This is a genomic window from Paenibacillus ehimensis NBRC 15659 (assembly GCF_004000785.1).
Lineage (GTDB): Bacteria > Bacillota > Bacilli > Paenibacillales > NBRC-103111 > Paenibacillus_G > Paenibacillus_G ehimensis.
The window spans coordinates 1-22762 of the sequence record NZ_BILX01000073.1 but is presented as its reverse complement, the minus strand read 5'-3'; the positions used below and the strand labels follow the sequence as shown (position 1 = coordinate 22762).

The 22762-nt window shown below is 53.4% G+C and carries 22 protein-coding genes, 1 tRNA gene and 1 pseudogene; 1 reads left to right on the top strand and 23 read right to left on the bottom strand.

Annotated features, from left to right (window positions below; all coding sequences use genetic code 11):
- Positions 1-133: 133 nt before the first annotated feature.
- The 13 genes from cysK to PEH01S_RS27970 form a co-directional block, all read right to left on the bottom strand.
- Entirely contained in the window at positions 134-1072 is a 939-nt protein-coding gene (cysK, locus tag PEH01S_RS28030; protein WP_025846868.1) for a cysteine synthase A, read from the bottom strand.
- Positions 1073-1182: 110 nt separating this feature from the next.
- On the bottom strand, positions 1183-2121 hold the full coding sequence (locus PEH01S_RS28025) for a peptidyl-prolyl cis-trans isomerase (RefSeq protein WP_127489422.1): 939 nt from the start codon (positions 2119-2121) through the stop codon (positions 1183-1185).
- 63 nt (positions 2122-2184) lie between these two features.
- Positions 2185-3057, bottom strand: a complete 873-nt coding sequence (gene hslO, locus PEH01S_RS28020) for an Hsp33 family molecular chaperone HslO (RefSeq protein WP_025846865.1) — start codon at positions 3055-3057, stop codon at positions 2185-2187.
- Positions 3058-3148: 91 nt separating this feature from the next.
- A complete protein-coding gene (locus PEH01S_RS28015) occupies positions 3149-3916 on the bottom strand; it encodes a type III pantothenate kinase (RefSeq protein ID WP_025846864.1) in 768 nt (255 codons plus the stop codon).
- Positions 3913-4800: a carboxylating nicotinate-nucleotide diphosphorylase gene (gene nadC, locus PEH01S_RS28010; RefSeq protein WP_127489430.1), complete on the bottom strand. Its 888-nt coding sequence runs from the start codon at positions 4798-4800 to the stop codon at positions 3913-3915. The genes PEH01S_RS28015 and nadC overlap by 4 nt, the downstream gene beginning before the upstream one ends.
- The gene (nadB, locus tag PEH01S_RS28005) at positions 4793-6406 is read right to left on the bottom strand and encodes an L-aspartate oxidase (RefSeq protein WP_127489420.1); all 1614 of its coding nucleotides are present in this window, start codon (positions 6404-6406) and stop codon (positions 4793-4795) included. The genes nadC and nadB overlap by 8 nt, the downstream gene beginning before the upstream one ends.
- A gap of 35 nt (positions 6407-6441) precedes the next feature.
- The gene (gene nadA / locus PEH01S_RS28000) at positions 6442-7380 is read right to left on the bottom strand and encodes a quinolinate synthase NadA (protein ID WP_025846859.1); all 939 of its coding nucleotides are present in this window, start codon (positions 7378-7380) and stop codon (positions 6442-6444) included.
- A 403-nt stretch (positions 7381-7783) separates the two neighbouring features.
- The gene (ftsH, locus tag PEH01S_RS27995) at positions 7784-9751 is read right to left on the bottom strand and encodes an ATP-dependent zinc metalloprotease FtsH (protein ID WP_025846858.1); all 1968 of its coding nucleotides are present in this window, start codon (positions 9749-9751) and stop codon (positions 7784-7786) included.
- Positions 9752-9821: 70 nt separating this feature from the next.
- Positions 9822-10361 (bottom strand): hypoxanthine phosphoribosyltransferase, encoded by a 540-nt coding sequence (hpt, locus tag PEH01S_RS27990; RefSeq protein ID WP_025846857.1) that lies wholly within the window; start codon positions 10359-10361, stop codon positions 9822-9824.
- Between the two features lie 15 nt (positions 10362-10376).
- Complete coding sequence (gene tilS / locus PEH01S_RS27985; protein ID WP_025846856.1) at positions 10377-11810, bottom strand: tRNA lysidine(34) synthetase TilS; 1434 nt, start codon at positions 11808-11810, stop codon at positions 10377-10379.
- A gap of 83 nt (positions 11811-11893) precedes the next feature.
- On the bottom strand, positions 11894-12805 hold the full coding sequence (locus PEH01S_RS27980; RefSeq protein ID WP_025846854.1) for a protein kinase domain-containing protein: 912 nt from the start codon (positions 12803-12805) through the stop codon (positions 11894-11896).
- A complete protein-coding gene (locus PEH01S_RS27975) occupies positions 12789-13568 on the bottom strand; it encodes a vWA domain-containing protein (RefSeq protein ID WP_127489418.1) in 780 nt (259 codons plus the stop codon). Before PEH01S_RS27975 ends, PEH01S_RS27980 begins: the two co-directional genes overlap by 17 nt.
- A 132-nt stretch (positions 13569-13700) precedes the next feature.
- Positions 13701-13949: a JAB domain-containing protein gene (locus PEH01S_RS27970; RefSeq protein WP_127489416.1), complete on the bottom strand. Its 249-nt coding sequence runs from the start codon at positions 13947-13949 to the stop codon at positions 13701-13703.
- Between the two features lie 403 nt (positions 13950-14352).
- Here PEH01S_RS27970 and PEH01S_RS27965 point away from each other — a divergent pair, with 403 nt between their 5' ends.
- On the top strand, positions 14353-14916 hold the full coding sequence (locus tag PEH01S_RS27965) for a VanZ family protein (protein ID WP_127489414.1): 564 nt from the start codon (positions 14353-14355) through the stop codon (positions 14914-14916).
- 76 nt (positions 14917-14992) lie between these two features.
- Here the strand turns inward: PEH01S_RS27965 and spoIIE are convergent, their stop codons facing one another.
- The 10 genes and pseudogenes from spoIIE to PEH01S_RS27915 all read right to left on the bottom strand — a co-directional run.
- On the bottom strand, positions 14993-17488 hold the full coding sequence (gene spoIIE, locus PEH01S_RS27960; protein ID WP_127489412.1) for a stage II sporulation protein E: 2496 nt from the start codon (positions 17486-17488) through the stop codon (positions 14993-14995).
- A 419-nt stretch (positions 17489-17907) separates the two neighbouring features.
- Positions 17908-17981 (bottom strand) — tRNA-Met (locus tag PEH01S_RS27955).
- A gap of 92 nt (positions 17982-18073) precedes the next feature.
- A complete protein-coding gene (locus PEH01S_RS27950) occupies positions 18074-18541 on the bottom strand; it encodes a S1 domain-containing RNA-binding protein (RefSeq protein WP_025846849.1) in 468 nt (155 codons plus the stop codon).
- A 116-nt stretch (positions 18542-18657) separates the two neighbouring features.
- Entirely contained in the window at positions 18658-18987 is a 330-nt protein-coding gene (locus PEH01S_RS27945) for an FtsB family cell division protein (protein ID WP_025846848.1), read from the bottom strand.
- Positions 18988-19012: 25 nt separating this feature from the next.
- Positions 19013-19594 carry a spore cortex biosynthesis protein YabQ gene (yabQ, locus tag PEH01S_RS27940; RefSeq protein WP_025846847.1) on the bottom strand — a complete coding sequence of 194 codons (582 nt, stop codon included), beginning with the start codon at positions 19592-19594 and terminating at the stop codon, positions 19013-19015.
- Positions 19591-19875, bottom strand: coding sequence for a sporulation protein YabP (yabP, locus tag PEH01S_RS27935; protein WP_025846843.1), 285 nt, complete (start codon positions 19873-19875; stop codon positions 19591-19593). The genes yabQ and yabP overlap by 4 nt, the downstream gene beginning before the upstream one ends.
- Before the next feature lie 522 nt (positions 19876-20397).
- Positions 20398-20670, bottom strand: coding sequence for an RNA-binding S4 domain-containing protein (locus PEH01S_RS27930; protein WP_010501445.1), 273 nt, complete (start codon positions 20668-20670; stop codon positions 20398-20400).
- A complete protein-coding gene (locus PEH01S_RS27925; RefSeq protein WP_010501443.1) occupies positions 20670-20942 on the bottom strand; it encodes an HU family DNA-binding protein in 273 nt (90 codons plus the stop codon). Before PEH01S_RS27925 ends, PEH01S_RS27930 begins: the two co-directional genes overlap by 1 nt.
- A gap of 77 nt (positions 20943-21019) precedes the next feature.
- Positions 21020-22528 carry a bifunctional methyltransferase/pyrophosphohydrolase YabN gene (yabN, locus tag PEH01S_RS27920; protein WP_127489410.1) on the bottom strand — a complete coding sequence of 503 codons (1509 nt, stop codon included), beginning with the start codon at positions 22526-22528 and terminating at the stop codon, positions 21020-21022.
- Between the two features lie 41 nt (positions 22529-22569).
- Positions 22570-22762 (bottom strand): annotated as a pseudogene (locus PEH01S_RS27915) (polysaccharide biosynthesis protein); the annotation flags it as partial.

Below are 22762 nucleotides of genomic sequence, written 5' to 3'. Positions count from 1 at the left end.
TCGCCGCGAAACGCGATTTCTCCTTCGACTAACCCACGAGCAAAAACAACTCCCTTCCCAATTTCATGAGGGAGGTAGAAAGATAAAAGCCCGCTCAACCTTTGCAGCAGGGTGAGCAGGCTTGATTGGCTTATTAGTCCTCGAATTGATACAGCGGTGTAGACAGATAACGCTCGCCGTTGCTTGGAACGACGGCGACGACGCGCTTGCCGGGGCCAAGTTCCTTGGCGACCTTCAGTGCGGCGAAGATGGCTGCGCCGGACGAAATGCCGCCCAGGATACCTTCTTCTTTCGCTACGCGGCGGGACGTTTCGAACGCTTCCTCGTTCTCTACCGCAATAATGCCGTCATAAATGCCGGTGTCGAGAATATCCGGTACAAAACCTGCACCGATCCCTTGAATGCGGTGCGGGCCCGGCTTGCCTCCGGACAATACCGGAGAAGCCGAAGGCTCGACGGCATAAATTTTAATGTTCGGGAAGTTCTCCTTAAGCACCGAACCGGCCCCTGTAATCGTTCCGCCCGTTCCGATCCCGGCAATAAAAGCATCCAGCTTGCCGTCATGCGCTTTGATCGCTTCAACGATTTCCGGACCGGTCGTTTCGCGGTGAACTTTGACGTTGGCTTGGTTCTTGAACTGTTGAGGCATGAAGTAACCCGGATTTTCGGCCAAGATTTCTTCCGCACGCTTGATCGCGCCCTTCATCCCTTCCGCTCCCGGCGTCAGCTCTAACTGTGCACCGTAAGCGCGAAGCAGATTGCGGCGTTCCATGGACATCGTCTCCGGCATGACCAAAATCGCCTTATAGCCTTTAGCCGCGGCAACCATCGCCAGACCGATCCCCGTATTTCCGCTCGTCGGCTCGACGATCGTATCGCCCGGTTTGATGCGGCCTTCCTGCTCGGCCACTTCAATCATGCTAATGGCAATCCGGTCTTTTACGCTGGCACCCGGGTTTTGGAATTCCAGCTTAACGTAGATTTCCGCGCTGCCCTCCGGCACGACACGGTTTAACTTGACCAATGGCGTGTCCCCAATCAATTGCGTAACGCTTTGCACTAATCTGGCCATTCGGTTCTCCTCCTCAAGTTCACATCGAAATATCCGAGTAATTCAGTGGGTATTATATTGTAATCTTATCAACCCCTACGATGGTTGTCAATACAATTCCCTGTCGCTTCCTAGAAATTTGCCTGAACGGATACTTTCCACTTGTCTCGGAGCGTACGCAGTATCTCCTTCATCGGAGGAGCTTCCCGAAGGGCGAGGTCTTTGCGGACCCGCTCCTGGATCGCCGCAGGCTCATCCTTCGACGTTTCCTTACGCTCTCTCAGCTTTACGATGACATATTTGCCGTCGACTTCCACGGGTTTTCCGATTTCCCCTTGCTTTAACTGCTTGGCAATCTTCATGACCGGAGCGGGAACGAACGGATCGCCCTCTTCCAGCCAGCCCAAGTCTCCCCCGCTATCGCGCGTCGCATCATCAAGGGAACGTTCCTTGGCTACCTGGGCAAAATCGGCGCCTTTGGCCAAATCGTTCAACGCCCGCTGGGCCTGATCCTTGCTGGACGTCACAATCTGCTGAAGGCGGAGCTCCACGCGCGTCTGGAATTCGTCTTGATGCGCCGAAATATAAGCCTGCACTTCTTCATCGGTGATCCGGATGTTGTGAATGGCAACTTTATCGGCCAACAGCTTGTGGTACACATCCTCTTTGAGCTTATCAGGGGTCAAGCCCAGCTGGTTTTTCATCGTTTCCAAAAATTCCTGCTCGCTTTCGTACCCCTGCTTCATCCGCTTTAGTTCCTGCTGCACCTCATTGTCGCCGATTTCAATGCCCAAGGCCTTCGCCTCCAAGCGCACCACTTCCCGGTCGATCATTCGGTCCAAGAGCTCGCGTCCGTGCGCCGCAAGCAGCTGCGTTTCCAATTCGGCAAACGTAATCTTTTTCTCTCCGATCGTGGCCAAAATTTGCGCCTCTCCGTCCTGCTTCTGGGGGTCCGGATGTTTATCGGTAGGGGATGGGTATAAGGAGTGGGCCATTAATACGGAGGATAGGATGACTACCGCGACCAGCAACACAGCGATCATGCCCCATAATACTTTAATGTTTCGCATACCCTATCTCCTCGTATAATCACTCTCTATATGGACCGGGCGGCTGCTCGCCATCCTGTCTTTTTATATGGACTTGAGAATCGCTTCAAGGTCTTCCCGGCTGAAACGATAGGCCTCGTTACAAAAATGGCACACGATTTCCGCTTTACCGTCTTCTTCCAGAATTTGCTGTAATTCATCCCGCCCCAGACTGATTAAAGTCTGCTCGACACGCTCGCGCGAGCATTTGCACTGAAACCGAATGTCGTCGCGTCTCTCCAGCACTTCGGCTCCGGGAAGCAGCGTAGCGAGTATGTCCTCCAGACGGTCCCCGCGGTCAAGCAAGGATGTAATCGGCGGAAGAGCCGCAAGCTCCTTTTCAATCTGTGCAATCTCGTCGTCCGTTAACCCCGGCAGCAACTGAATGATGAATCCGCCGGCGGTCTTCACGGTATAATCCACATCGACCAGCACGCCCAAAGCGACAGCCGAAGGCGTTTGTTCGGATTTCGCAAAATAATACGTAAAATCTTCGCCAAGCTCGCCGGAAACAATCGGGATGCTGCCGCGGTAAGGTTCTTTAAGCCCAAGGTCTTTAATGACATACAAAAAACCGTCGGTACCGACAGCGCCGGCCACGTCCAGCTTGCCGATCTGATTCAAAGGCAAATCGACGGCCGGATTGTCCACATAACCTCGTACTTCTCCATGAGCGTTGGAATCTGCGACGATCTGGCCGATCGGTCCGCCGCCCTTTACCTGAACGGTCAGCTTTTCCTCACCTTTAAGCATGATGCCCATCATCAGCGCAGCGGTAACCGTACGTCCCAAAGCAGCGGTCGCGGTAGGCGTAGTCTGATGACGACGGCGAAGCTCCTCAACAATTCCGGTGGTGCGGACGGCAAACGCGCGCACTTTTCCTTCATAGGCCGTGGCCCTGATTAAATAATCTTGCATGACAAAGCTCCTTCTGTTCGAATGACGCTACAGGCTCAGGTGAAAAGGCCCGTTAAGCCGCAATTAGGGTCCTGCTGCGATGTGCGGACCTCTAACCGATGTTGCGCTCGTATATAATTTGCAATCCCTGCAGCGTGAGAAGCGGATCGATCAAATCGATTGTACGCGATTCCCCTGCAATGAGCTCTGCCAGCCCGCCTGTTGCGATGACTTTCGGCTCAACTTGAAACTCCTGCTTAATCCGCTCCACGATTCCGTCCACTTGACCGGCGAAGCCGTAAATAATCCCGGCCTGCATCGACGCGATCGTATTGCGGCCGACGACGCTTTTCGGCTTCACCAGCTCGATGCGAGGCAGCTTGGCTGCCCGCTGGTATAAAGCTTCGGTTGAAATGCTGATTCCGGGCGCCACGGCCCCGCCGATGAATTGGCCCTTCTGGTCAATATAATCGAAGGTCGTAGCCGTTCCAAAATCAACCACGATACAGGGCGAGCCATACAGCTCGATGGCGGCAACTGCATTCACGATCCGGTCTGCGCCGACTTCCTTCGGGTTCTCGTAACGGATATTTAATCCCGTCTTGATCCCAGGTCCTACGATCAACGGCGCTTTCTTTAAATAATTTAAACACAATTGTTCCAGTACAAACATCAATGGCGGCACGACGGAAGAAAGAATGACGCCATCGACTTGATCCAGACCGATTCCCGCATGCCGGAACAGGTTGTACATGGTCATTCCGTACTCGTCCGAAGTGGCCGACCGGTTCGTACTAAGCCGCCAGTGGTGAAGCAGCTGCTTCCCTTCGTAGATGCCGAGCACGATATTAGTATTCCCTACGTCCACCACTAAGATCATGACCGGCCCACCTTTTCTCCCGCGGAACCTTTCTGTTCGTTCAGATCCAGGCTGATATCAAGCGCCTGCACGGAATAAGTCAGCCGGCCAACGGAAATGACGTCCACCCCGCTTAGGGCAATGCTGTGGACACTGTCCAGCGTAACGCTTCCCGATGCTTCTACCATGATATGCGGAGCCTGATTTTTCATGCGCTGTACCGCTTGCGACATTTGCTCCGGCGACATGTTGTCGAGCATGACGATGTCGGGACCGGCCGCTAACGCCTCTTCAAGCTGCTCGAAGGTTTCCACTTCGACTTCAATCTTCATCGTATGCGGAATTTGAGCCCGGGCCGCCGTAATAGCTTGACGGATTCCTCCCGCTCCCTTGATATGGTTGTCCTTGATCATGACGGCATCGTAGAGTCCGAACCGGTGGTTATGTCCTCCTCCGACACGAACCGCATATTTCTCCAGCATCCGGTGGCCCGGCGTTGTTTTGCGCGTATCCACAAGACGAACCGGCAGTCCTTCCAGCCGGTCCACGAACTGTCGCGTACGCGTAGCAATGCCGGACATGCGCTGAAGCAAATTCAGCGCAAGCCGCTCCCCGAGCAAAATGCTGCGCGTGCTGCCGAATACTTCCGCGATCACGGTGCCGTACCGGGCGGCAGCGCCGTCGTTGACCTTCGCCTCGAACCGAAGCTGCGGGTCAACCAATGCGAAGACCGCTTCGGCGACCGGGATTCCGGCGATGATGCCCTCATCTTTGACGTGAATAATACCTTTGGCTTGCGAATCCGCCGGAATCGTCGTCATCGTCGTGACGTCGCCCATCCCGATGTCTTCCTCAAGCCATGCCCGCAAGCTGCGGTCCAAATTCGACCGGTTCAACTCAAACATCATCAATCCGTCCTTCCGTAATGCCGTTGGCACGATTAAACACGGTATGCTTGCGCCAAACCACGTCATCCTTGTCCGGGAAGTCCTCCCGGTAGTGTCCCCCGCGGCTTTCCTGCCTAATCAAAGCGGCCTGTGTCGTGAGAAGCGCGCAGATGAGCAGGTTGGCAAATTCATATTCTTCCCGCTTGGCCAAGCAGCTGTCGAAGATCGGCACATGCCGCTTCAGCTCGTCGTATCCTTTTTCAAGTCCTTGAGCGTGCCGCTTGAGTCCCGCATACCGGAGCATCACCTTTTGCAGCTTGAGTTTTTTTTCGACAACGGGCTGAATGGCGTTATCCTTCGACCGCCGCTCCTCCCGGATGTGGGGAAGCTCTGCAATCGGCGGCAAGCTGTTGATTCGTTCGACAATCCTCCGCCCGAACACAATCGCTTCGGAAAGTGAGTTGCTGGCCAGTCGGTTGGCTCCGTGTACACCCGTAGAGGACACTTCCCCACAAGCAAACAGCCGTGTTACAGCCGTTTCTCCATGAAGGTCGGTCTCTACCCCGCCCATCATATAATGAGCAGCCGGGGCTACAGGAATCCAATCGGACGACAAATCGAGCCCGTAAGACAAGCAATATTCGTAAATGGTCGGAAACCGGTGCTTCACCGTTTCTTCCGATTCGTGCGTAAAATCAATGTAGACGAAGGTCGATTTGGTGTTCTCCATTTCACTGACGATCGCCCGGGCGACGATATCCCGTGGAGCAAGCTCCAGCTGCGGATGGTAACGCTCCATGAACCGCTCGCCGTTAATATTGCGCAGTACGGCCCCTTCCCCGCGTACCGCTTCGGAGATAAGAAACCTCGGGGCTCCAGGATAGCACAAGGCCGTCGGATGGAACTGAATAAATTCCACGTCCCGGATATTCGCGCCCGCCCGGTAGGCAATCGCAATGCCGTCCCCGGTGGCGATATCGGGATTGGTCGTATAGCGGAACAATTGCCCCGCCCCGCCGGTACACAGGATGGTTGCGGTCGCGTGAACGATCACCCGGCTGCCGTCCGGCCTTTGAACCAGCGCTCCGTAGCATTCGCCGTTATCCGTTATTAAATCGATTACAAAATGGTCATCCCAAATCTCGATATTCGGGTCCTGCTTCGTTTTCTCGGACAACGCACGCACGATTTCCGCGCCGGTAGCGTCCCCTTGCGCATGCAGGATACGCCTCTGACTATGCGCCCCTTCTTTTGTCAGGGCATATCGTCCGTCTTCCATATCGAATTCGGTTCCCATGCGGATCAAGTCTTTCACCCCGTCGGGTCCTTCATGCACAAGAACATCTACGGCCGCGGAAGAGCAAAGCCCGGCTCCCGCGATCAACGTATCCTGCCGATGGTATGCCGGCGAATCTTCGTCCGAGATGACGGCCGCGATCCCCCCCTGTGCATACCGGGTGTTGCTGTCGAGCAGCGATTTTTTCGTGACCATCAGCACTTTGTGGTTCTCGGCGGAACGCAGTGCCGTAAAAAGACCGGCGATTCCTGCGCCGATCACAATAACGTTGGTATGTACCTGCGGCAGCTGCCGCACATCGAAATTAACCAAATAACGAGGTATCATCAGCTCTCACCCGTTCAACAAGGAAGTAGCGCATGCTACTTGACCTGCAGCATGCGCTCCAAAGATGCTCTGGCTTTGTCGGCCACTTGCGGCGGAACATAAATTTGAGGTTGGTTTGTCTCCAGACATTTGACCACTTTTTTCAGGTTGTTTACCTTCATATTCGGGCAAACCAAATATTTGGTGGCAAAATGGAACTGTTTGTTCGGGCTGTCGAGCCGGAGCTGATACCCCGTACCGTCTTCCGTACCGACGATAAACTCCTGGCAATCGGATTCCCTGCAATATTTGATGATGGCAGTTGTACTGCCGACAAAATCGCCAAGCTTGACGACCTCCGGGCGGCATTCGGGATGAACGACGAATTGGGCATTCGGATATTGAGCTTTCATCTCTTCAACATCTTTGACGGTGAGCATGTCGTGAGTGTTGCAATATCCTTCCCAAATAATCATTTTCTTATCGGTAAATTTGGAAACGTAATCACCAAGGTTTTTATCCGGCACCCAGATGATTTCATCGGAGTCGACCGAATTGATGACTTTGATCGCGTTGGCCGACGTACAGCAAATGTCGGTTTCCGATTTCACTTCCGCCGACGTATTAATATAGGCCACGACTTTAGCATTGGGATGCTTTTTCTTTAACGCCCGCAGACCGTCGACATTGACCATGTCGGCCATCGGACAGCCCGCCCGCTCATCCGGGATGAGAACCGTTTTGTTCGGGGCCAATATTTTTGCGCTTTCGCCCATAAAATGCACGCCGCAGAAGACGATCACATCGGCGTCGGTGGAAGCGGCTTTTTGAGCCAGCAGGAACGAATCCCCGCGAAAATCGGCTACCTCTTGAATCTCGTCGCGCTGATAATAATGAGCAAGTATAATGGCATTCCGTTCTTTCTTCAGCTGGGCGATCCGCTCTTTCAGCTCTTTTTGCTGTTCCGCTTTACGCTCCAACGCTAATGCTTCCATGACGCACCATCCTTTTTTTCGTATGACCACCCTGATGTTTCCAAAACATATCTCTCTGGAACGCGATGCAACTACTGGTGAAAATGTTCACAAAGTGTTTAAAGATTTACACTTAATTTACACAACAGACCGTGCGGTGTCAATGCTGAAATAGGTACAAAAAGACCGGAAAATACCGGTCTCGTATTATGGGCCAATCCGCTCCCTTTCCTAAGGCTAGTTTCTCAATAAACGTCCTTTTTTAGCCTGCATAGATAAAGGAAAGCTTCTTATCGAAGCCGTTTCGTGAAAGATACATGCATGTTTTAGTGGAAGCTTTTCTGGCGATATAGAATTCAACTTATAAATTCTATATCTAAAAGGAAAAACCGGCGCTTCTGCGGCACCGGTTTTGTTTGCACCTTTATTTGTTTTCCTCTTTATCGCCATCCGGCTCGGTTTTCTCGAAATCAAGCTTGTTGGCTTCGGATTCTTGATGCTGCCCTTGGATGTTCACTTTCACATCTTCCGGCTTCGCTTCTCCGTCTTCTTTGACGGGTCCGAGCTTGCCGGTCTCGATCAGCTCGCGAATCTGGTCTTTCTCCAGTGTTTCTTTCTCGATCAACGTTTCGGCAACCAAGCGCACTTGGTCGCTGTACTTGGTCAAAATTTCTTTGGCCCGGTCATAGCAGGCGCGCATAATCGATTGCATCTCTTGGTCGATCTCGTAAGCGATGGCATCGCTATAGTTCTGCTCATGACCGATATCCCGGCCCAAGAAAACTTGACCCTGGGTCGTACCGAACTGCATCGGTCCGAGCTTGTCGCTCATCCCGAATTCGGTAATCATGCGGCGCACGATGCCCGTAGCGCGTTGGAAGTCACTGTAGGCTCCCGTCCCGATTTCGCCGATAAACAGCTCTTCGGATACGCGTCCGGCCAGAAGTCCGGTTACCTTATCGAGCAGCTCCGACTTCGTCTGCATCATCCGGTCTTCGCCTTCCTTCGGCAGCATCATGACATATCCGCCCGCGCGGCCGCGCGGAATGATGGTCACTTTATGCACCATCTCGGCGTTCTCCACATGGACACCGACGATCGTATGGCCCGCTTCATGAAAAGCGACCATGCGCTTCTCCCGCTCGCTGATGACACGGCTTTTCTTCTGCGTTCCCACGATCACGCGATCGAACGCCTCGTCGATCTCATCCATGGAAATGTCTTTCCGGTTGCGGCGGGCCGCAATGAGCGCCGCTTCATTCAGCAGGTTTTCAAGGTCCGCACCGGTAAATCCGGTTGTATAACGGGAAAGCTGATCCAGCTTCACATCTTTGGCGAGCGGTTTGTTGCGCGCATGCACCTTGAGCACCGCTTCGCGTCCCTTCACATCCGGACGGTCGACGGTAATTTGACGGTCGAAGCGTCCCGGACGCAGCAAGGCAGGGTCCAGAATGTCCGGACGGTTCGTCGCGGCCACGATGATAATGCCTTCGTTGGCGCCAAAGCCGTCCATCTCAACCAGAAGCTGATTGAGCGTCTGCTCGCGCTCGTCGTGCCCGCCGCCTAATCCGGCGCCGCGCTGACGGCCGACAGCATCGATTTCATCTATAAATATGATACAAGGGGCGTTTTTCTTGGCATTCTCGAACAAATCGCGTACGCGGGAAGCACCGACACCGACGAACATTTCCACGAAATCGGAACCGCTGATACTAAAGAACGGTACACCGGCTTCACCGGCTACGGCTCTGGCAAGCAGCGTTTTACCGGTACCCGGAGGACCGACCAACAGAACCCCTTTCGGGATGCGGGCGCCTACGGCTGCGAATTTGCGCGGGTCTTTCAAAAACTCGACAACTTCAACCAGCTCTTGCTTTTCCTCATCGGCTCCGGCAACGTCCTCGAACGTTACGCGCTTTTTCTCTTCGTTATAGAGCCTTGCCCGGCTTTTGCCGAAGTTCATGACTTTTCCGCCGCCACCCTGCGCCTGATTCAACAGGAAGAAAAACAGGATGAAGATGATCACAAACGGGATAATGGAGGTAAGGAAGCTGATCCAAACATTGTCCCCTTCCATTTTCTCGATGTAAACGTTCCCTTGGGGAATGTCGCTGTTTTCAATCAAACGGAAGATTTGCGGGTCATAAGGCGCACGAGATTCGAAATTTTTCTTATCCGCAGAAGCGTTCTTATATTTCCCCCGAACCAGATACGTTTGAGCATCGTATTTTACGATGATGGATTCGACATTCTTTTCGATTAAGGCCACGCGGAGCTTATCGTAGCTGATCGTGTCTTTCTGTTCATTCTGCGTGCTGATAAAATGAACGATTCCGACGGTGACCAAAAAAATGAGCAGATAAAAGCCTGTATTGCGAATAATGCGATTCATCCCCTACCTCCTCTCAACAACGGCAACTTTGTATATTGTACCACAGCAAGTCTTGGCATCTCAAGAAATGCTATTGGGAGTAAACTTCGGGCTTCAGCACGCCGACATACGGCAGGTTCCGGTATTTCTCCGCATAGTCCAAGCCATATCCCACCACGAACGCGTCCGGGATCACGAAGCCTTTATAGTCTGCGTCCAACTCTACAGATCTACGCGCCGGTTTGTCGAATAAAGCGGCGACCGTAATGGAAAGGGCGTTGCGGCGTTCGAGCACGTCGATCAAATAGCTTAGCGTCAAGCCGCTGTCGATGATGTCCTCGACGATCAGAATGTGGCGTCCCTCCACGGAAATATCGAGGTCCTTGATAATTTTGACCACACCCGACGACTTGGTCGATGCGCCGTAGCTTGATACGGCCATAAAATCGAGCTCAAGCGGAATCGTAATCTGCTTGACCAAATCGGCCATAAAGATGAATGCGCCCTTCAGTACGCAGATGACCAACGGGTTGCGTCCTTCGAAATCGCGGCTGATCTGCTCGCCCATTTCTTTGATTTTGTCTTGAATTTGCTGCTCGCTGTACAGTACTTCTTGAATGTCGTTTTGCAAGAGAGGTCCTCCCACTTAATAAAAATCTTTGCCATGAATATCCACTTGAATATGTAGCATTCGCTTCGTCCGTCCGGTGATCGCAGCGGCCGATGACCGCCGAACGCCCGGTACCCAAAGCACGCTGCCGCCGGCGTCCGCAAGGATCGGAATCGTCTCGCGCAAGGTAGGAGGCACTTTCGCATCGATGAACATATCTTTTACCTTTTTCGTCCCGTTTAGTCCGAGCGGCTTCATCCGGTCTCCCGGAAGGCGGCTGCGGACCGTGAGAGGCATGGCAAGCTCCTCCGCATCGAAACAGGCGGTCCAGGCATCGGTACATTCGGGGCGCTCCTCTTCGCTGTCCAAGGAACGGAGCGTAAGGCGGACTCCCGTCTCGGGAATCGCAAGCTCCGTCTGGCCTTCGCGCAGCATGTACGCGTAAGGGAGAGGTCGTAACACCATAGTATGAACCGCGATACGATCATATTCCCTGCTGAGCGCGATGTTCTGCCCGATTTCCAATCGAAAATTGGACGGTCGTTCACGCAGAACAGCCGTCCGAAATTGTTCGACTTTCAGGAAATCCATGGAATCCGGGTCGGAAGCAAGATAACTTAATATTAGTTTAATCAACCGCCTTTGTAAAGCAACATGTACCCCCGTAAACCATTTTGCGGAAAAGCTGTAACAGGCGTTTTTTCGGGTCACGTGCCGCTCGAAGATCCGCCGGACTTCCCGGTTCATAAAATCGTCTTCTCCGGCCATTGTCTCCGCCAGCCGGTTCAACGCCGCAGGCAGCTGTTCGTTGTAACGGGCCAAAAAGGGAAGCACGTCCATCCGCACCTGATTGCGAACATACTTTCTCTCCAAATTGCTGCTGTCCGTACAAAACGGAAGCCCTTCCGCTTCACAGTGCCGGATAATGTCCGCTTTGTATATACGCAGCAAGGGGCGTATGAGTTCCAAACCATTTTCTGCCATTCTGCGCACCGGAATTCCTGATAATCCCGAAGGCCCTGTTCCACGCAGCAGCCGCATCAGCACCGTCTCCGCCTGATCGTCCGCATGGTGGGCGAGCGCGATCCGCCGGGAACCCGTTCGCCTCGCCACATCGAACAAAAATTCGTACCGCTTGTCCCGGGCGGCGGCTTGGGGGTTCCGCCCCGTTTCTTCTATAATACGGGGCATATCGATGAAGGTCGTTTCCACAGGGAGGCCCCATCGCTCGGCAAGCGACTTCACAAGCTCCGCCTCCCGGTCGGCTTCGGCACCCCGGAAGCCGTGATTGACGTGCGCGACGGTGAGCCGGAGACGATAACGGCCGGATAACGCAAAAAGGAGGTGCAGCAGCCCGACGGAGTCGGGTCCGCCCGATACCGCCACGACCACGCCGTCCCCCGGTTCGATCAACGCTTCGTCTAGTATGAACCGCTCCACTTGCACGGATAGTGTTTCCGCCGTCTCCATGAATGAACAACCTCTCGTCTAACGAACCTTCTCGTTTCACTATTACCCGATCCGGGCCGTCTTGAATTGCCTTTGTCTGCATTTTATTGCAACACGAAATAAATGGCCGCGCCGAACATCAACAAGGAAGCGGCGAAGCACAGCTTGATCCAGCCCCCTTTGACCGGCTTCTTGCGCACGGGACGGTAAGCCGAGCCGCGGGCGCGCCAGTCGGCCAGCGCTTGCTTGGAGCTCGTGTAGCGGCCCGTCAGCGCTTTGCGCAGCACGGGGGCCGACGGCGCGAGCAGCGCATTGCCCTTCAGCATATCGAGCAGCCACTCGACATTGCGGTTTTGCGGCAGCAGCGAATTCACGGAATGAAACCGGCGTTCCCGGTCCGTCACGTTAAGCACCAACACGGCGAAGGAGAACAAATCGTACGCATCGTCCGCCATCCGTGCACCTGCATTCCAGAAGCCGCGGTCATACACCTCGGTAAACTGCTTCACCGCGCGCCCTTTGGCCGTGACGCCGCCGAAATCGATCAAGGCCACGTCGCCGTAGCCCGATATGATCATATTCTCGGCCTTCAAGTCGCCGAAGACGAAGCCGCTCGCATGCAGCTCGGACAGCTTCCGCAGCAGGTTCAGGCCGATGAGATGAATCCAATCGCTGCCGTACTGCTTCATGTATTCCGTCAAGGACTTTCCTTTGATATACTTTGTGACGCAGAAAGGATAATCCGTGCCTTCCCATGAAAAATCGTCGACATCAATCAACGTCTGCTGAAACGATGTGGACGATTGGGACAACGCCTTCAGCGCATTGACCTCGGACTGATGATCCACGGCGTCGAAACCGACCTTAAGCGCGTAATACCGTTTCCCCCGAGAGACCAGGTACACTTTGCCGTTGGCTCCTTCGCCAAGCAGCCGCTCCACACGGTATGCGTTATGATTCCATTTGCCGTTTACGAGGGTTCCCGCCGGAAAAGCGGGCCTAAACGACGTAGTCACCGAATATCCCATCCTCGCTTGATCTCATGCGGCTGTCGGTCGTCTGCCGATCCCCCGCTGCATTATGCTTGCTTCTATATGTATCATCGGCCGCGACGTTCATAAATTCAACGACTTTGAGCAGCGCCGGTCCTGTCGGCGTCGTACCCTTCATGTTTAATTTATAAAACAACCGGTTCAAATTTGCAAGGTCGCGGGTCCAGCCGAAGTCCATCTCGACCTCCTGATCGCCCGATACGTTACCCGGAAAATGAAAGACGGACAACAGGCTCCCGCCCATCCGCGATTGCAGGCTGAGCTGAAGATCGTAGATTGCTTCCTTGACGGCGGGCAGCTTCGGCTTCATGCTGGCGCTGGCGTCAATCAGCAAAGCAACCTTCAAATCCGCCGATTCCGTCAAATCGTCAATGACCCGCACCACTTCGGACCGCTGCTCCGGCGGCAAAGCCTCCAGCTTCGTCGTCTGACCCAGAATGCTGCGCAGCTCTTGTCCGACTACCTGCTGGATCGTCTGGACAACCGTTTTGCGCGTCATCATCTGCATCGTTTGCGATAGCTGCGACGGCTGCACGGTCCGGCTCATGCCGCCGCCCGCTGCGGCAATCTCGTCAATCTCGGAAGCGCCCAGCTCGCCGATCTCGCCGGCGTCCAGCACTCCAATGACGTGAACGATAATCCCTTGCGCTTTCGCTTCGGCCGCCGCGACGACCGGGCTGATTCCGACATTGGAGCAGCCGTCGGTCATAAGTATGATCTGCTTCATCTGCTCATCCTCCCATCTATCTATTACCCAGTTTTTCCAGATGGGAGAATTCTAAACTTGCCCTCCAGTGTGACATTTCGAACAATCCAAAATAAAAAATCCGACCCCGCTTAAGCTATAAGCGGATCGGATTCATTTTTCGGGTTCAGACTGGCTCTTGTTCAGCAATCCTTGCTCAGCCATGCTGCAATACTTCCCATCGCCTGTAATGATATGGTCGAGCACTTCGATCAGCATCAGCTCGCCGGTTTCGACAATCCTCTGCGTGACTTCGATATCCTCCTCGCTTGGCGTCGGATCGCCCGACGGGTGGTTATGGAACAGCACGATGCTGGCTGCATTGTTTAAAATGGCCGCTTTGAAAACCTCCCTTGGATGCATCAGCACAGCATTCAACGTGCCGATAGCCAGGACATGAATGCCGCCACAACATTTCGAGAGTCCAGCGTCAGAATGCCGAATTTCTCAACCGCTTCGTTATTCAAATCGAGAGCGGTCTGAATAATCTGATTTGCATCCTCTGGAGAGCTTATTTTTTTACTTAATCGAATAGAAGTTTATTCTTTCCATCTTCAGGCTCCTTTCGGAATCCAACTTACCTTATTGTACTGGATTCCACAGCCTTCCAGCAAACTCCTGTCGGCTTATAAAAATCCCCCGCAACCACATTCCATTTGTTGCCAATATGAGATATAATATTCCGGATACAACCGCTTTCGGACAATACTCCTCCGATTAGTTACGGATCCACAATTCTAAGGAGGTAATAATCATTTTAACTGGAATGCCGCTTGGTGTATCGCTTGTAATTGCAGTAATTCTCACAGCCTTACATAATATTCGAACTAAAAAAAATATGGTCAGAAACGGTATACTATTGATTTTTTATTTGCATATCTTGGTTGTTATTTCAATAACACTCTTTCCAATCCCTGTGCAATCCAGCCTATTGTTAAGCCTCAAACGGGGCAGTATAGAAACTAATATGAATCTCGTGCCTTTTAAAAGTATTATTGATATCATGCAAAACTCTGTATCTCCTTTTGTTGCTGTGAAACAAATTGCTGGAAACATTCTTATGTGTGCTCCTTTTGGATTTTATGCACCATTGCTATTTCAACACATTCAATCTTTTATCAGAATCATAATCTCCGGTATTCTTTTCGGATTATGTATTGAATTATCCCAATTGATTATTGGCGCTGGAATTGGGTTCTTTTATCGAAGCTTGGATGTAGATGATATTATTTTAAATACTATAGGCGTTACACTTGGCTATGCCTTTTTAACGCTGTTAAAGCGCTTTGACATAAAAAACTCATTATATCAAAAAGTTTTTAAATCCTGATTTGTGTAGAACAATATTAGGTTTAACTAACTAAAAAACGTCCTGGAACATAGGACGTTTTTTAGTTTGGTTTATTTCAGCTGACCGTCTTCGGCCGGTCGACGCGCTGCATGCCGGGCCAACGGAACGTTGCCCACTCGGGCTGGAATTTCGAGATCCGCGCCACGACCACCGTCATGTCGTCATAAATATCCCCATGATGATACCGCACCACCCTCTCCAATAAAATGTCGGCAAAATCCTGCGGGCTGTCCGCCTCGATCTCGCTGATCATCCGTTTCATCCACAGCTCCTTATTCACTGCATGGCCCGGCGCGTCGTAAATGCCATCCGTCATCATGATCAAAATATCGTCATGCCGCAAAGGCACGCTGACCAGATCAACGTCGATATCGTGCACAATCCCTACGGGCAAATTGTTGGCCGTCACCGGGAATACCTCGTCCCCCCTTTTAATAAAACTCGGCGTCGAACCGATCTTCAGAAAGGTAGTCTGCGCGTTATACAGGTCGACAAGCGCCACATCGACCGTCGCGAACATCTCGTCCGACGAGCGCAGCATCAGCACCGAATTGACGGATTTGATCGCCAGCTTCTCGTCCATGCCGGATTGAAGCAGCTGCTGCAAAATCGACAGCGCCGTGCTGCTCTCCGCCCGGGCCCGCTCGCCATTTCCCATGCCGTCGCTCAGAGCGACCGCAAACTTGCCGTTGCCAAGCTCCACGGTGCTGAAGCTGTCTCCCGAAAGCAAATCCCCTCCTTTGGCCGCCCCGGCCACCCCGGTTTCCACCTCGTATTCCTTCGCCGAACCGAACAGCACCGTGCTGTAGCCTTCCTTCCGCTCCATCGCCTGCTCGTTCTTGACGGCAATGTTCTCCCCTACAACTTCGGAAAGCAGCGGCGCGATGATTTTGCGGCATTCGTCAAAGCCTCTCGTATATTGATGAACGATTTCGATCTCAACATTGCCTTCGTCCAAGCTGATCACGTCAATGCTATGTATGGAAAGCCCCAGCTCTTCAAGTGCGCTGCGAATCTGCTCTTCCTGCATGAAGAGCTCCTGTCCTTCCCGTTTGATCTCTTTCGCCAGGTCCTCCATTACCTGCGATACGCCGGACAATTGATCGGCTACGATCTGGCGGCTGTCGACAATCTGCTTCTTCCAATGCTGATCGTGCTTGTACAATTGATACTGCTGCTTCATCACCTCCAGCACTTGATCCGGCTTAATGCACTGCTTCTTCCACTGCGGCCGGATATCTTTGCGCGACATATTTTCCCGAAGCTCCACCTCCGTCATCATATCGGTCATAAATTTGTAAGTCTGATAAAACTTGCCGTCCCAGCACTGCTTCTTCTTCCAGCAGTTCGCGCACGACTTCTCCGCCACCGAATTCATGAAATGGCCGATCTCCTCCTCTTTGCGCGCCGGCTGTGCATCGACGGTCACCTGCTTGAAGCTGCGGGAGAGCTGCTTGAACACCTCGGAAAATTGCTCGACGCGGCTCGCGGTCACATCCCGCACCCGTTTGGCGTAGTCGTGCTGCGATTTCAAATTTTCCTGCGTTCCCGGCACGTATTTGGCCAGCATCTGAATGACTCCTTTCGGCGTCATCAGGAACAGCGCCACCGCGGCCACCGACTCCCACGTGGAATGAATCACCTCCGACGAATTGCCCAAATAAAAGGAAAGAATGGAAGAGCCGATCAGCATGCCGAGCGCTACCGCCATTTTATTGCCTTCGCGCAGCAGCCCGGCCAGCATCCCCGCAAACGCCAGCAAGCTCATCTGATAAATGGCGCTTGCATTCGCGAGGCTTAGAATGAGCCCGGAGATGACCCCCACGGAAGCTCCGAGCGGCGCCCCGCCTACGAGCGCAAACAACAGGATCAAGTACCGCGACATCACATGCTCCAGCGTAACCGGCCCGATCAGCCAGCCGACGGTCCCCGTCATCACCGAAGCAAGCAGAATGATCAGACAGATGACTTCTTCGTTTTTCAGACTGTAATTTTTGCGGGTTAAAGTGAACACGGGTATCGCCTGCAGGAAGATATGCGTCAGAATGAGACTAAGCGTCGATTCGATGCCCGTCATCATCAGCGTATACCAGCTTAACGCCGCAGAGGCCAAATGAGAGAACAGCTGAACGAAAAACGTGGCGGCGAACACGATCCCCGGAGCATACGAGATGTCGGACCGTTCGAACCGCTCCACGCCTTTTTGGATCAACAAGAAGACCAGCATCTGCGCAACCAGATATCCCGTATGCTTCGGATCGATGGAGAACAGACTGCCCGCGGCCAGGAATACGCCGGACCAATAGAGCAGCTCCCGCCGCAAAAAATACATGACCGCGAAGAAGGCGACCGCGAACGGTGCGAGCTGATCGAGAATCATCGCCCGGCCCAGCAAAAACGCCATCAGCAGCAGCAATATCGACCATTTCTTGGCGACGAACCACTGCACCAACCGGTTTTTCACGACCAACGCAATCATGCCTTGCTTGATCCGAACCACCCATCCCGACGCTGCCGTTCCCATTGCATTCATACTTTGACGTTTTTGCATATTTTCATAACACCACCCATAAACTATTAGTGGTCTTAGTATATAAGCTGTCCATCGGAAAGTTTGTCAGAATGCGGGGGCTGGTCCAAAGTTTTTTCCGACAAAATGAGTTGCCGCCGCGAATCGCCCTGTACCAGCGAAGTAACTGAAATTGAAAGCGTTATCACAAGAAGGCGTTTTCGTACACTTCACTTTATGTTCGGGACTTGTTCGCAGCGGACCTTTGTCCTTTACGTTACAACCTGTCGATTCACCGGGGCCGCCCGAAAGATACGACAAAAAAAGTCCCGCCCGCCCTCGCTTGTGACAAAGACATGGCTTTCCCGCCGATCCATCGGAAAACGGACAAACAAAAAACCTGACGGTCTGACGATTCTCACCGCCCGACTTCAGGTTTATTCGCTTTACCTCTTAGATTATAGCGGCAGAGGGGATCGAACCCCCGACCTTACGGGTATGAACCGTACGCTCTAGCCAGCTGAGCTATGCCGCCGCAACAAGCATGAGTATATAACAGCTGAGAAGGGCTTGTCAAGCGGCAAAAAAACCGAATGAGCCTCGGCCCATCCGGTTCCGGTATATTTATTAGTCACGACGCGCGCCGCGACCGCCTCTTTTGCCCTCGGTATTTTTCTTCAGGGAAGAGATACGATCCTCGCTGTCTTTCAGGAAGCGCGCCATTTTATCTTCGAAGCTGACATGTTTGTTGGCGGGAGGTCTACCACCACCACGGCCTCCACGGTCCCCTCGGCCGAAGCCGCCGCGGTCGCCTTGTCTGTCAAAACGAGCGGGCCTTGTCGGAGCGGCATCCACCGGGCGATCGACCGCTTGCTTGATCGATAATCCGATTTTGCCGTCTTTGTCGACATTAATCACTTTTACGGTCACGATATCGTTAAGCTTCAGATGATCATTGACATCCTTGACATAGTTGTCCGCAATCTCCGAGATGTGCACAAGGCCGGTAACCCCCTCAGATAGCTCAACGAACGCCCCAAAGTGAGTAATGCCTGTCACTTTTCCTTGCAGCTTGCTGCCCACTTCAATTGCCATAAAGTAAACTAATCCTCCCTTAAATAGTTAAGAAACAAAGAGAAATTGAAGCTATGCCGATTATAACTTACGGAGAAAATACGGTCAACACAAGGCTATGCCCATCTTTTGCCGCATTACTTCTGGGCCGGTTTCGGGGCATAAAACAACGTCTCCCCTTGCTTGACATAGTGCAGCTCTTTGCGAATTTTTTGCTCTACGTACTCGGGGTCGTTCAGACGCGCGATCTCACGCTGCAAGGTTTCGTTCAGTTGCTGCGCTTCCGCTTCTTTCTGCTTCACCGCGCTAAGCTTCTGGCTGCGCTCGCTGATTTTATCGACCTGATTCCAAAGGGTGACACCAGCCCAACTCAAAAAACAAGCCAGCATCAGCATGACCAAACGGCGTCGGCGAAAGGAGCCTTTGTTATGCGGTTGCATCGGATTGGTTTTCGAGACTGCCTGCATGTACCTGAAATCCTCCTACGTACGATCAAAAGAGTCGACGGAGCCATGCCGCGATGCTTTGACCGGTTTTCAGAACCCATGCGGGGACGGAAACGCGAAAACGGATCCACCGACCGAAAGGCTTAAGAAGCCATAACAGCAATTTCCACACAGGATAAAGCAATTGTAACACAATTTTGTACAGGAATATAGCCGTCGCCGCCAAAAATCCCAAAAAGATCACGACGATACGGTACATCACCCGGGCCGGCTTAATAATCAACAGCTGAACCGTCCGCTTGCCGAAGCGGATCGCAGCCAGCACGGCGCGGATCATAAACCGTATTACCCGAATCATCGTCCGGCTAAACACCAAAAAGTAAAATGTAATGCCGATCCCGAGACCCAGAAATATAAACGGGCGCACTTCGCCCCAATTGCTCTCGTACAGCAGTGCGAACACCAGGAGCGTACCGATGAGCCAATAGAGAAGATCCAGAACCGCCCGGAGCCATGCCCGTACTTTCAGCTGGCCGGAAAGCACCCGGTACACGTCATACAATCCCCCGAGCGCCAGACCTCCCGCGTACATCATCCCCAAGGTGACGAACTGGATGTGCAGCGTCACTTGAACAGCTTACTCAGGAATCCCTTGGTTTTCCCTTGGGAGTTTGCGTCAACATAGGCCAGCTCGTTCACGTACCCTTCGATGGCAACGAGACCTTGCTCCAAGCTCAAGTTTTTGATATGTAAATTTTGCCCCTTGATCATCAAATATCCGCATTCGGTTTCAAGCAAAAACTCCTCGCTGTCGAAGCTCTCCACATTCAACACGCCGGATACCTCAAGCAGCTTGCGGTTGAGCATCTTGATCTCCTGCCGTTTCACCTTCCCCGGCTGTTCTACCATGGCTTGGTTCATCCTCCTTGGACGCTTTGGCGAAAAAAACATTTGAATCTCGCAATCGCTACGAACGGTGCTGATGGCCTGCGGCCGCTCTTGAAAACGGGTTGTCTTCATACAAATTTTTCAAAAGGAAATAACCCGTTTTCAAAGGCGGCACGTAAACTCTCCGGCCATCACACCGTTCTTCGCTAACGCATGATCAAAAAATTTTTACGCACAAAGCTTGTTTACTTAAAAATATGGAGGTCGTCCGAGGTTTAGAACCATGACCCCGGGCGGGGAAGAGCAAAAAAAGCGGAGTTCTGGAAAAATCGGCTAAGCTTCGATCAAGTCGCGAAAGCTCATGTAAAGGGCCGTCGGAAATATAGCTGCCTTTCCGACTCCGGCGACGGCTCATCCTTGAAACATGCGCTAAACTACCGGCCAACAAAGCCGAATTTCGTGGGCTTGCTGTCTAAGCGTCCCTGAGCATGGGAGCCGACTAAAAAAGAGACCGGGCCAATGCCGGTCTCTTCGGGCGGGCCTTTAAAATAAAGGCTCGGGTTTATTCATTTCTTCTTTGAGCAGCGTATACATCTTGGCCGCGTCTTCCTTGCGGGTCGACTCGGACAGCAGCTCCACGCGCACAGTCACCAGCTTCTGCCCGAACTGAATGGTCAGCTCGTCGCCCACTTTCACCGCGCTGCTCGGTTTCGCTTCCCGGCCGTTGATCCAGACACGGCCCTGTTCGGACACGTCCTTCGCGACAGTGCGCCGCTTGATCAGGCGGGAAAGCTTAAGAAACTTGTCAAGCCGCATTACTTCACCGCTTCTTTAAGCTTGTTGCCTGCTTTGAATGCAGGAACCTTGGACTCAGGAATGGTGATTTCTTTGCCCGTTTGCGGGTTGCGACCCGTACGGCCCGAGCGTTTGCGGGTTTCGAACGTACCGAAGCCGATCAATTGTACTTTGTCACCGTTGGACAATGCTTCCGTAACTTCGCCAAGGAAGCTGTTCAATACGGATTCCACGTCTTTTTTAGTCAAGCCGCTTTTTTCTGCGATGTTGTTGATAAGATCGGTTTTGTTCATGAGTTTAATATCCTCCTCTTAAAAGTGACGCTGAACTAAAGTATTCTTTGTTCGTTAGGAAAATCCTGCAAAGCTTCTTACTTTTTCAGAACTTTTTTTGCTTCCTGCCACAAAGATTCCATCTCTTGCAAATCAGTTTGGTCAAATGATTTACCCTTTAAACGCAATTGCGCCTCGATGTACCCAAACCGTTCAAAAAATTTGCGGTTGGCGTCAGCCATCGCTTCTTCGGGGTCCACCTTGAGAAACCTCGCCAGATTCACGACGGCAAAAAGCAGGTCGCCGAGCTCTTCCTGCTGCTCCGCTTTGCCGAAGCGCTCGATCGCCTCTTTCACTTCGGCCAGCTCGGACTCGACGACGGGCAGCACTTCTTCCTTGGTGCCCCAATCGAAGCCGACCGAAGCGGCTTTCTTCTGCAGCTTGTACGCCTTCATCAGTCCCGGCAGCTCACGGGGGACGCCGGAAAGAAGCGGCAGTTCGTCCGGGTCGATCCCCTTCTTCCGCTTCTCCAATTCCTTGATCTGCTGCCAGTTGCCCAACGCCTCGTCGGCATTTTCCGCCTGCGCCGTCCCGAAGACGTGCGGATGACGACGGACCAGCTTCTCGTTGAGCTCGCGGATGACGTCGAAGACGGTAAACGTCCCGTCTTCCGCTTCGATCTGCGAATGCAGCATGATTTGCAGCAGCAGATCGCCGAGCTCCTCGCGCATATGGTCGGGATCGTCCTCGTCGATCGTTTCCAGCACTTCATATGCTTCCTCGATCAAGTTTTTGCGCAGCGATTGATGCGTCTGCTCGCGGTCCCACGGACAGCCCTCGGGACTGCGCAGAATCGCCACGATCTCATGCAGCCGTGTAAAAGTGCGGCTCCGCACGTCCTCGCGGTCGGTGCGCGGTACCCAGACCAAGGACAGATTGCCATAGCCCTCCACGCGGTCCAGCTCATAGAGCGGTACCTCGCGCACGCGCTCTTCTCCGGCCACGCCAAGCGCATGGCCGACGATAACGGGATAATCGTCCGGATACAGCTCCATCAGCGTCAGCTTCACGTCGGACGCGGTGTAAACGTCGTATACCTGTCCAATCAGCGTATGCAGCTGCGGATTGAGCCCGCCCGCCGTCAGCGAAGTGCCGTCCAAGAGCTGAAACCCTTCAATCGGATCGAAGCCGAGGCGGAGGAACGCTTGATCCAGGAAGCTCTCGCCGCCCATCAGGGTGAGCAGCACGCCCTCGGCCGGACAACGCTCGCGCAGCAGCTGTACGGTCCGCTCGGCCACCATCGGATGGCCGGGTACGGCGTAGAGCACCTCTCCGCTGTTCGCGGCTTTGGCCCGCTCGATCAGCTGCGAAGCGATCTGCTCGTAGACGGCGTCGAAGCCCTCGTGCGCTTCGTAGACCGCGTCGAACGTCTCGTAGCGAAGGCCGTGATGGTCCAGCATCGCGACCATCGGGTGCTCCCGGGTGCGCAGAAATATCGCCCCGCCTCGCGCGCCGGCAGCTTCGAGCTTGCGCCAGACGCCGAGGGTCAGTTGGTTTTCGTCGCCGGTACCGAGACCGACGACCGTTATTTGCGGTTGAGTGGACATAGCCCAGAGCCGCCTCCTTCAGTTTGGGGTACGGCGCTCCGTCAGCGGAGCAGCCGGAATCGGCGCAGCCAAGCGAGGGGCTTCCCCGCCAGCTGCGGCACGAGCGCCAGATCGGCGGCGGTGACAACGCCAAGGCGGAGCAGGGCCAGCGCGTAAGCGAGCGCCCCAACGGCGACGCCGCCGAGCGCGACGACCGCGGCCATGCCCCGCGGGGGCAGGGCGGCGAGCAGCGGC

Excerpts from the sequence above, each read along its gene's own strand:
- cysK (WP_025846868.1), bottom strand. The coding sequence starts at position 1,072 with ATGGCCAGATTAGTGCAAAGCGTTACGCAATTGATTGGGGACACGCCA.
- PEH01S_RS28025 (WP_127489422.1), bottom strand. The coding sequence starts at position 2,121 with ATGCGAAACATTAAAGTATTATGGGGCATGATCGCTGTGTTGCTGGTC.
- hslO (WP_025846865.1), bottom strand. The coding sequence starts at position 3,057 with ATGCAAGATTATTTAATCAGGGCCACGGCCTATGAAGGAAAAGTGCGC.
- PEH01S_RS28015 (WP_025846864.1), bottom strand. The coding sequence starts at position 3,916 with ATGATCTTAGTGGTGGACGTAGGGAATACTAATATCGTGCTCGGCATC.
- nadC (WP_127489430.1), bottom strand. The coding sequence starts at position 4,800 with ATGTTTGAGTTGAACCGGTCGAATTTGGACCGCAGCTTGCGGGCATGG.
- nadB (WP_127489420.1), bottom strand. The coding sequence starts at position 6,406 with ATGATACCTCGTTATTTGGTTAATTTCGATGTGCGGCAGCTGCCGCAG.
- nadA (WP_025846859.1), bottom strand. The coding sequence starts at position 7,380 with ATGGAAGCATTAGCGTTGGAGCGTAAAGCGGAACAGCAAAAAGAGCTG.
- ftsH (WP_025846858.1), bottom strand. The coding sequence starts at position 9,751 with ATGAATCGCATTATTCGCAATACAGGCTTTTATCTGCTCATTTTTTTG.
- tilS (WP_025846856.1), bottom strand. The coding sequence starts at position 11,810 with ATGGAGACGGCGGAAACACTATCCGTGCAAGTGGAGCGGTTCATACTA.
- PEH01S_RS27975 (WP_127489418.1), bottom strand. The coding sequence starts at position 13,568 with ATGAAGCAGATCATACTTATGACCGACGGCTGCTCCAATGTCGGAATC.
- PEH01S_RS27970 (WP_127489416.1), bottom strand. The coding sequence starts at position 13,949 with ATGCATCCAAGGGAGGTTTTCAAAGCGGCCATTTTAAACAATGCAGCC.
- PEH01S_RS27965 (WP_127489414.1), top strand. The coding sequence starts at position 14,353 with ATGCCGCTTGGTGTATCGCTTGTAATTGCAGTAATTCTCACAGCCTTA.
- spoIIE (WP_127489412.1), bottom strand. The coding sequence starts at position 17,488 with ATGCAAAAACGTCAAAGTATGAATGCAATGGGAACGGCAGCGTCGGGA.
- PEH01S_RS27950 (WP_025846849.1), bottom strand. The coding sequence starts at position 18,541 with ATGGCAATTGAAGTGGGCAGCAAGCTGCAAGGAAAAGTGACAGGCATT.
- PEH01S_RS27945 (WP_025846848.1), bottom strand. The coding sequence starts at position 18,987 with ATGCAGGCAGTCTCGAAAACCAATCCGATGCAACCGCATAACAAAGGC.
- yabP (WP_025846843.1), bottom strand. The coding sequence starts at position 19,875 with ATGGTAGAACAGCCGGGGAAGGTGAAACGGCAGGAGATCAAGATGCTC.
- PEH01S_RS27930 (WP_010501445.1), bottom strand. The coding sequence starts at position 20,670 with ATGCGGCTTGACAAGTTTCTTAAGCTTTCCCGCCTGATCAAGCGGCGC.
- PEH01S_RS27925 (WP_010501443.1), bottom strand. The coding sequence starts at position 20,942 with ATGAACAAAACCGATCTTATCAACAACATCGCAGAAAAAAGCGGCTTG.
- yabN (WP_127489410.1), bottom strand. The coding sequence starts at position 22,528 with ATGTCCACTCAACCGCAAATAACGGTCGTCGGTCTCGGTACCGGCGAC.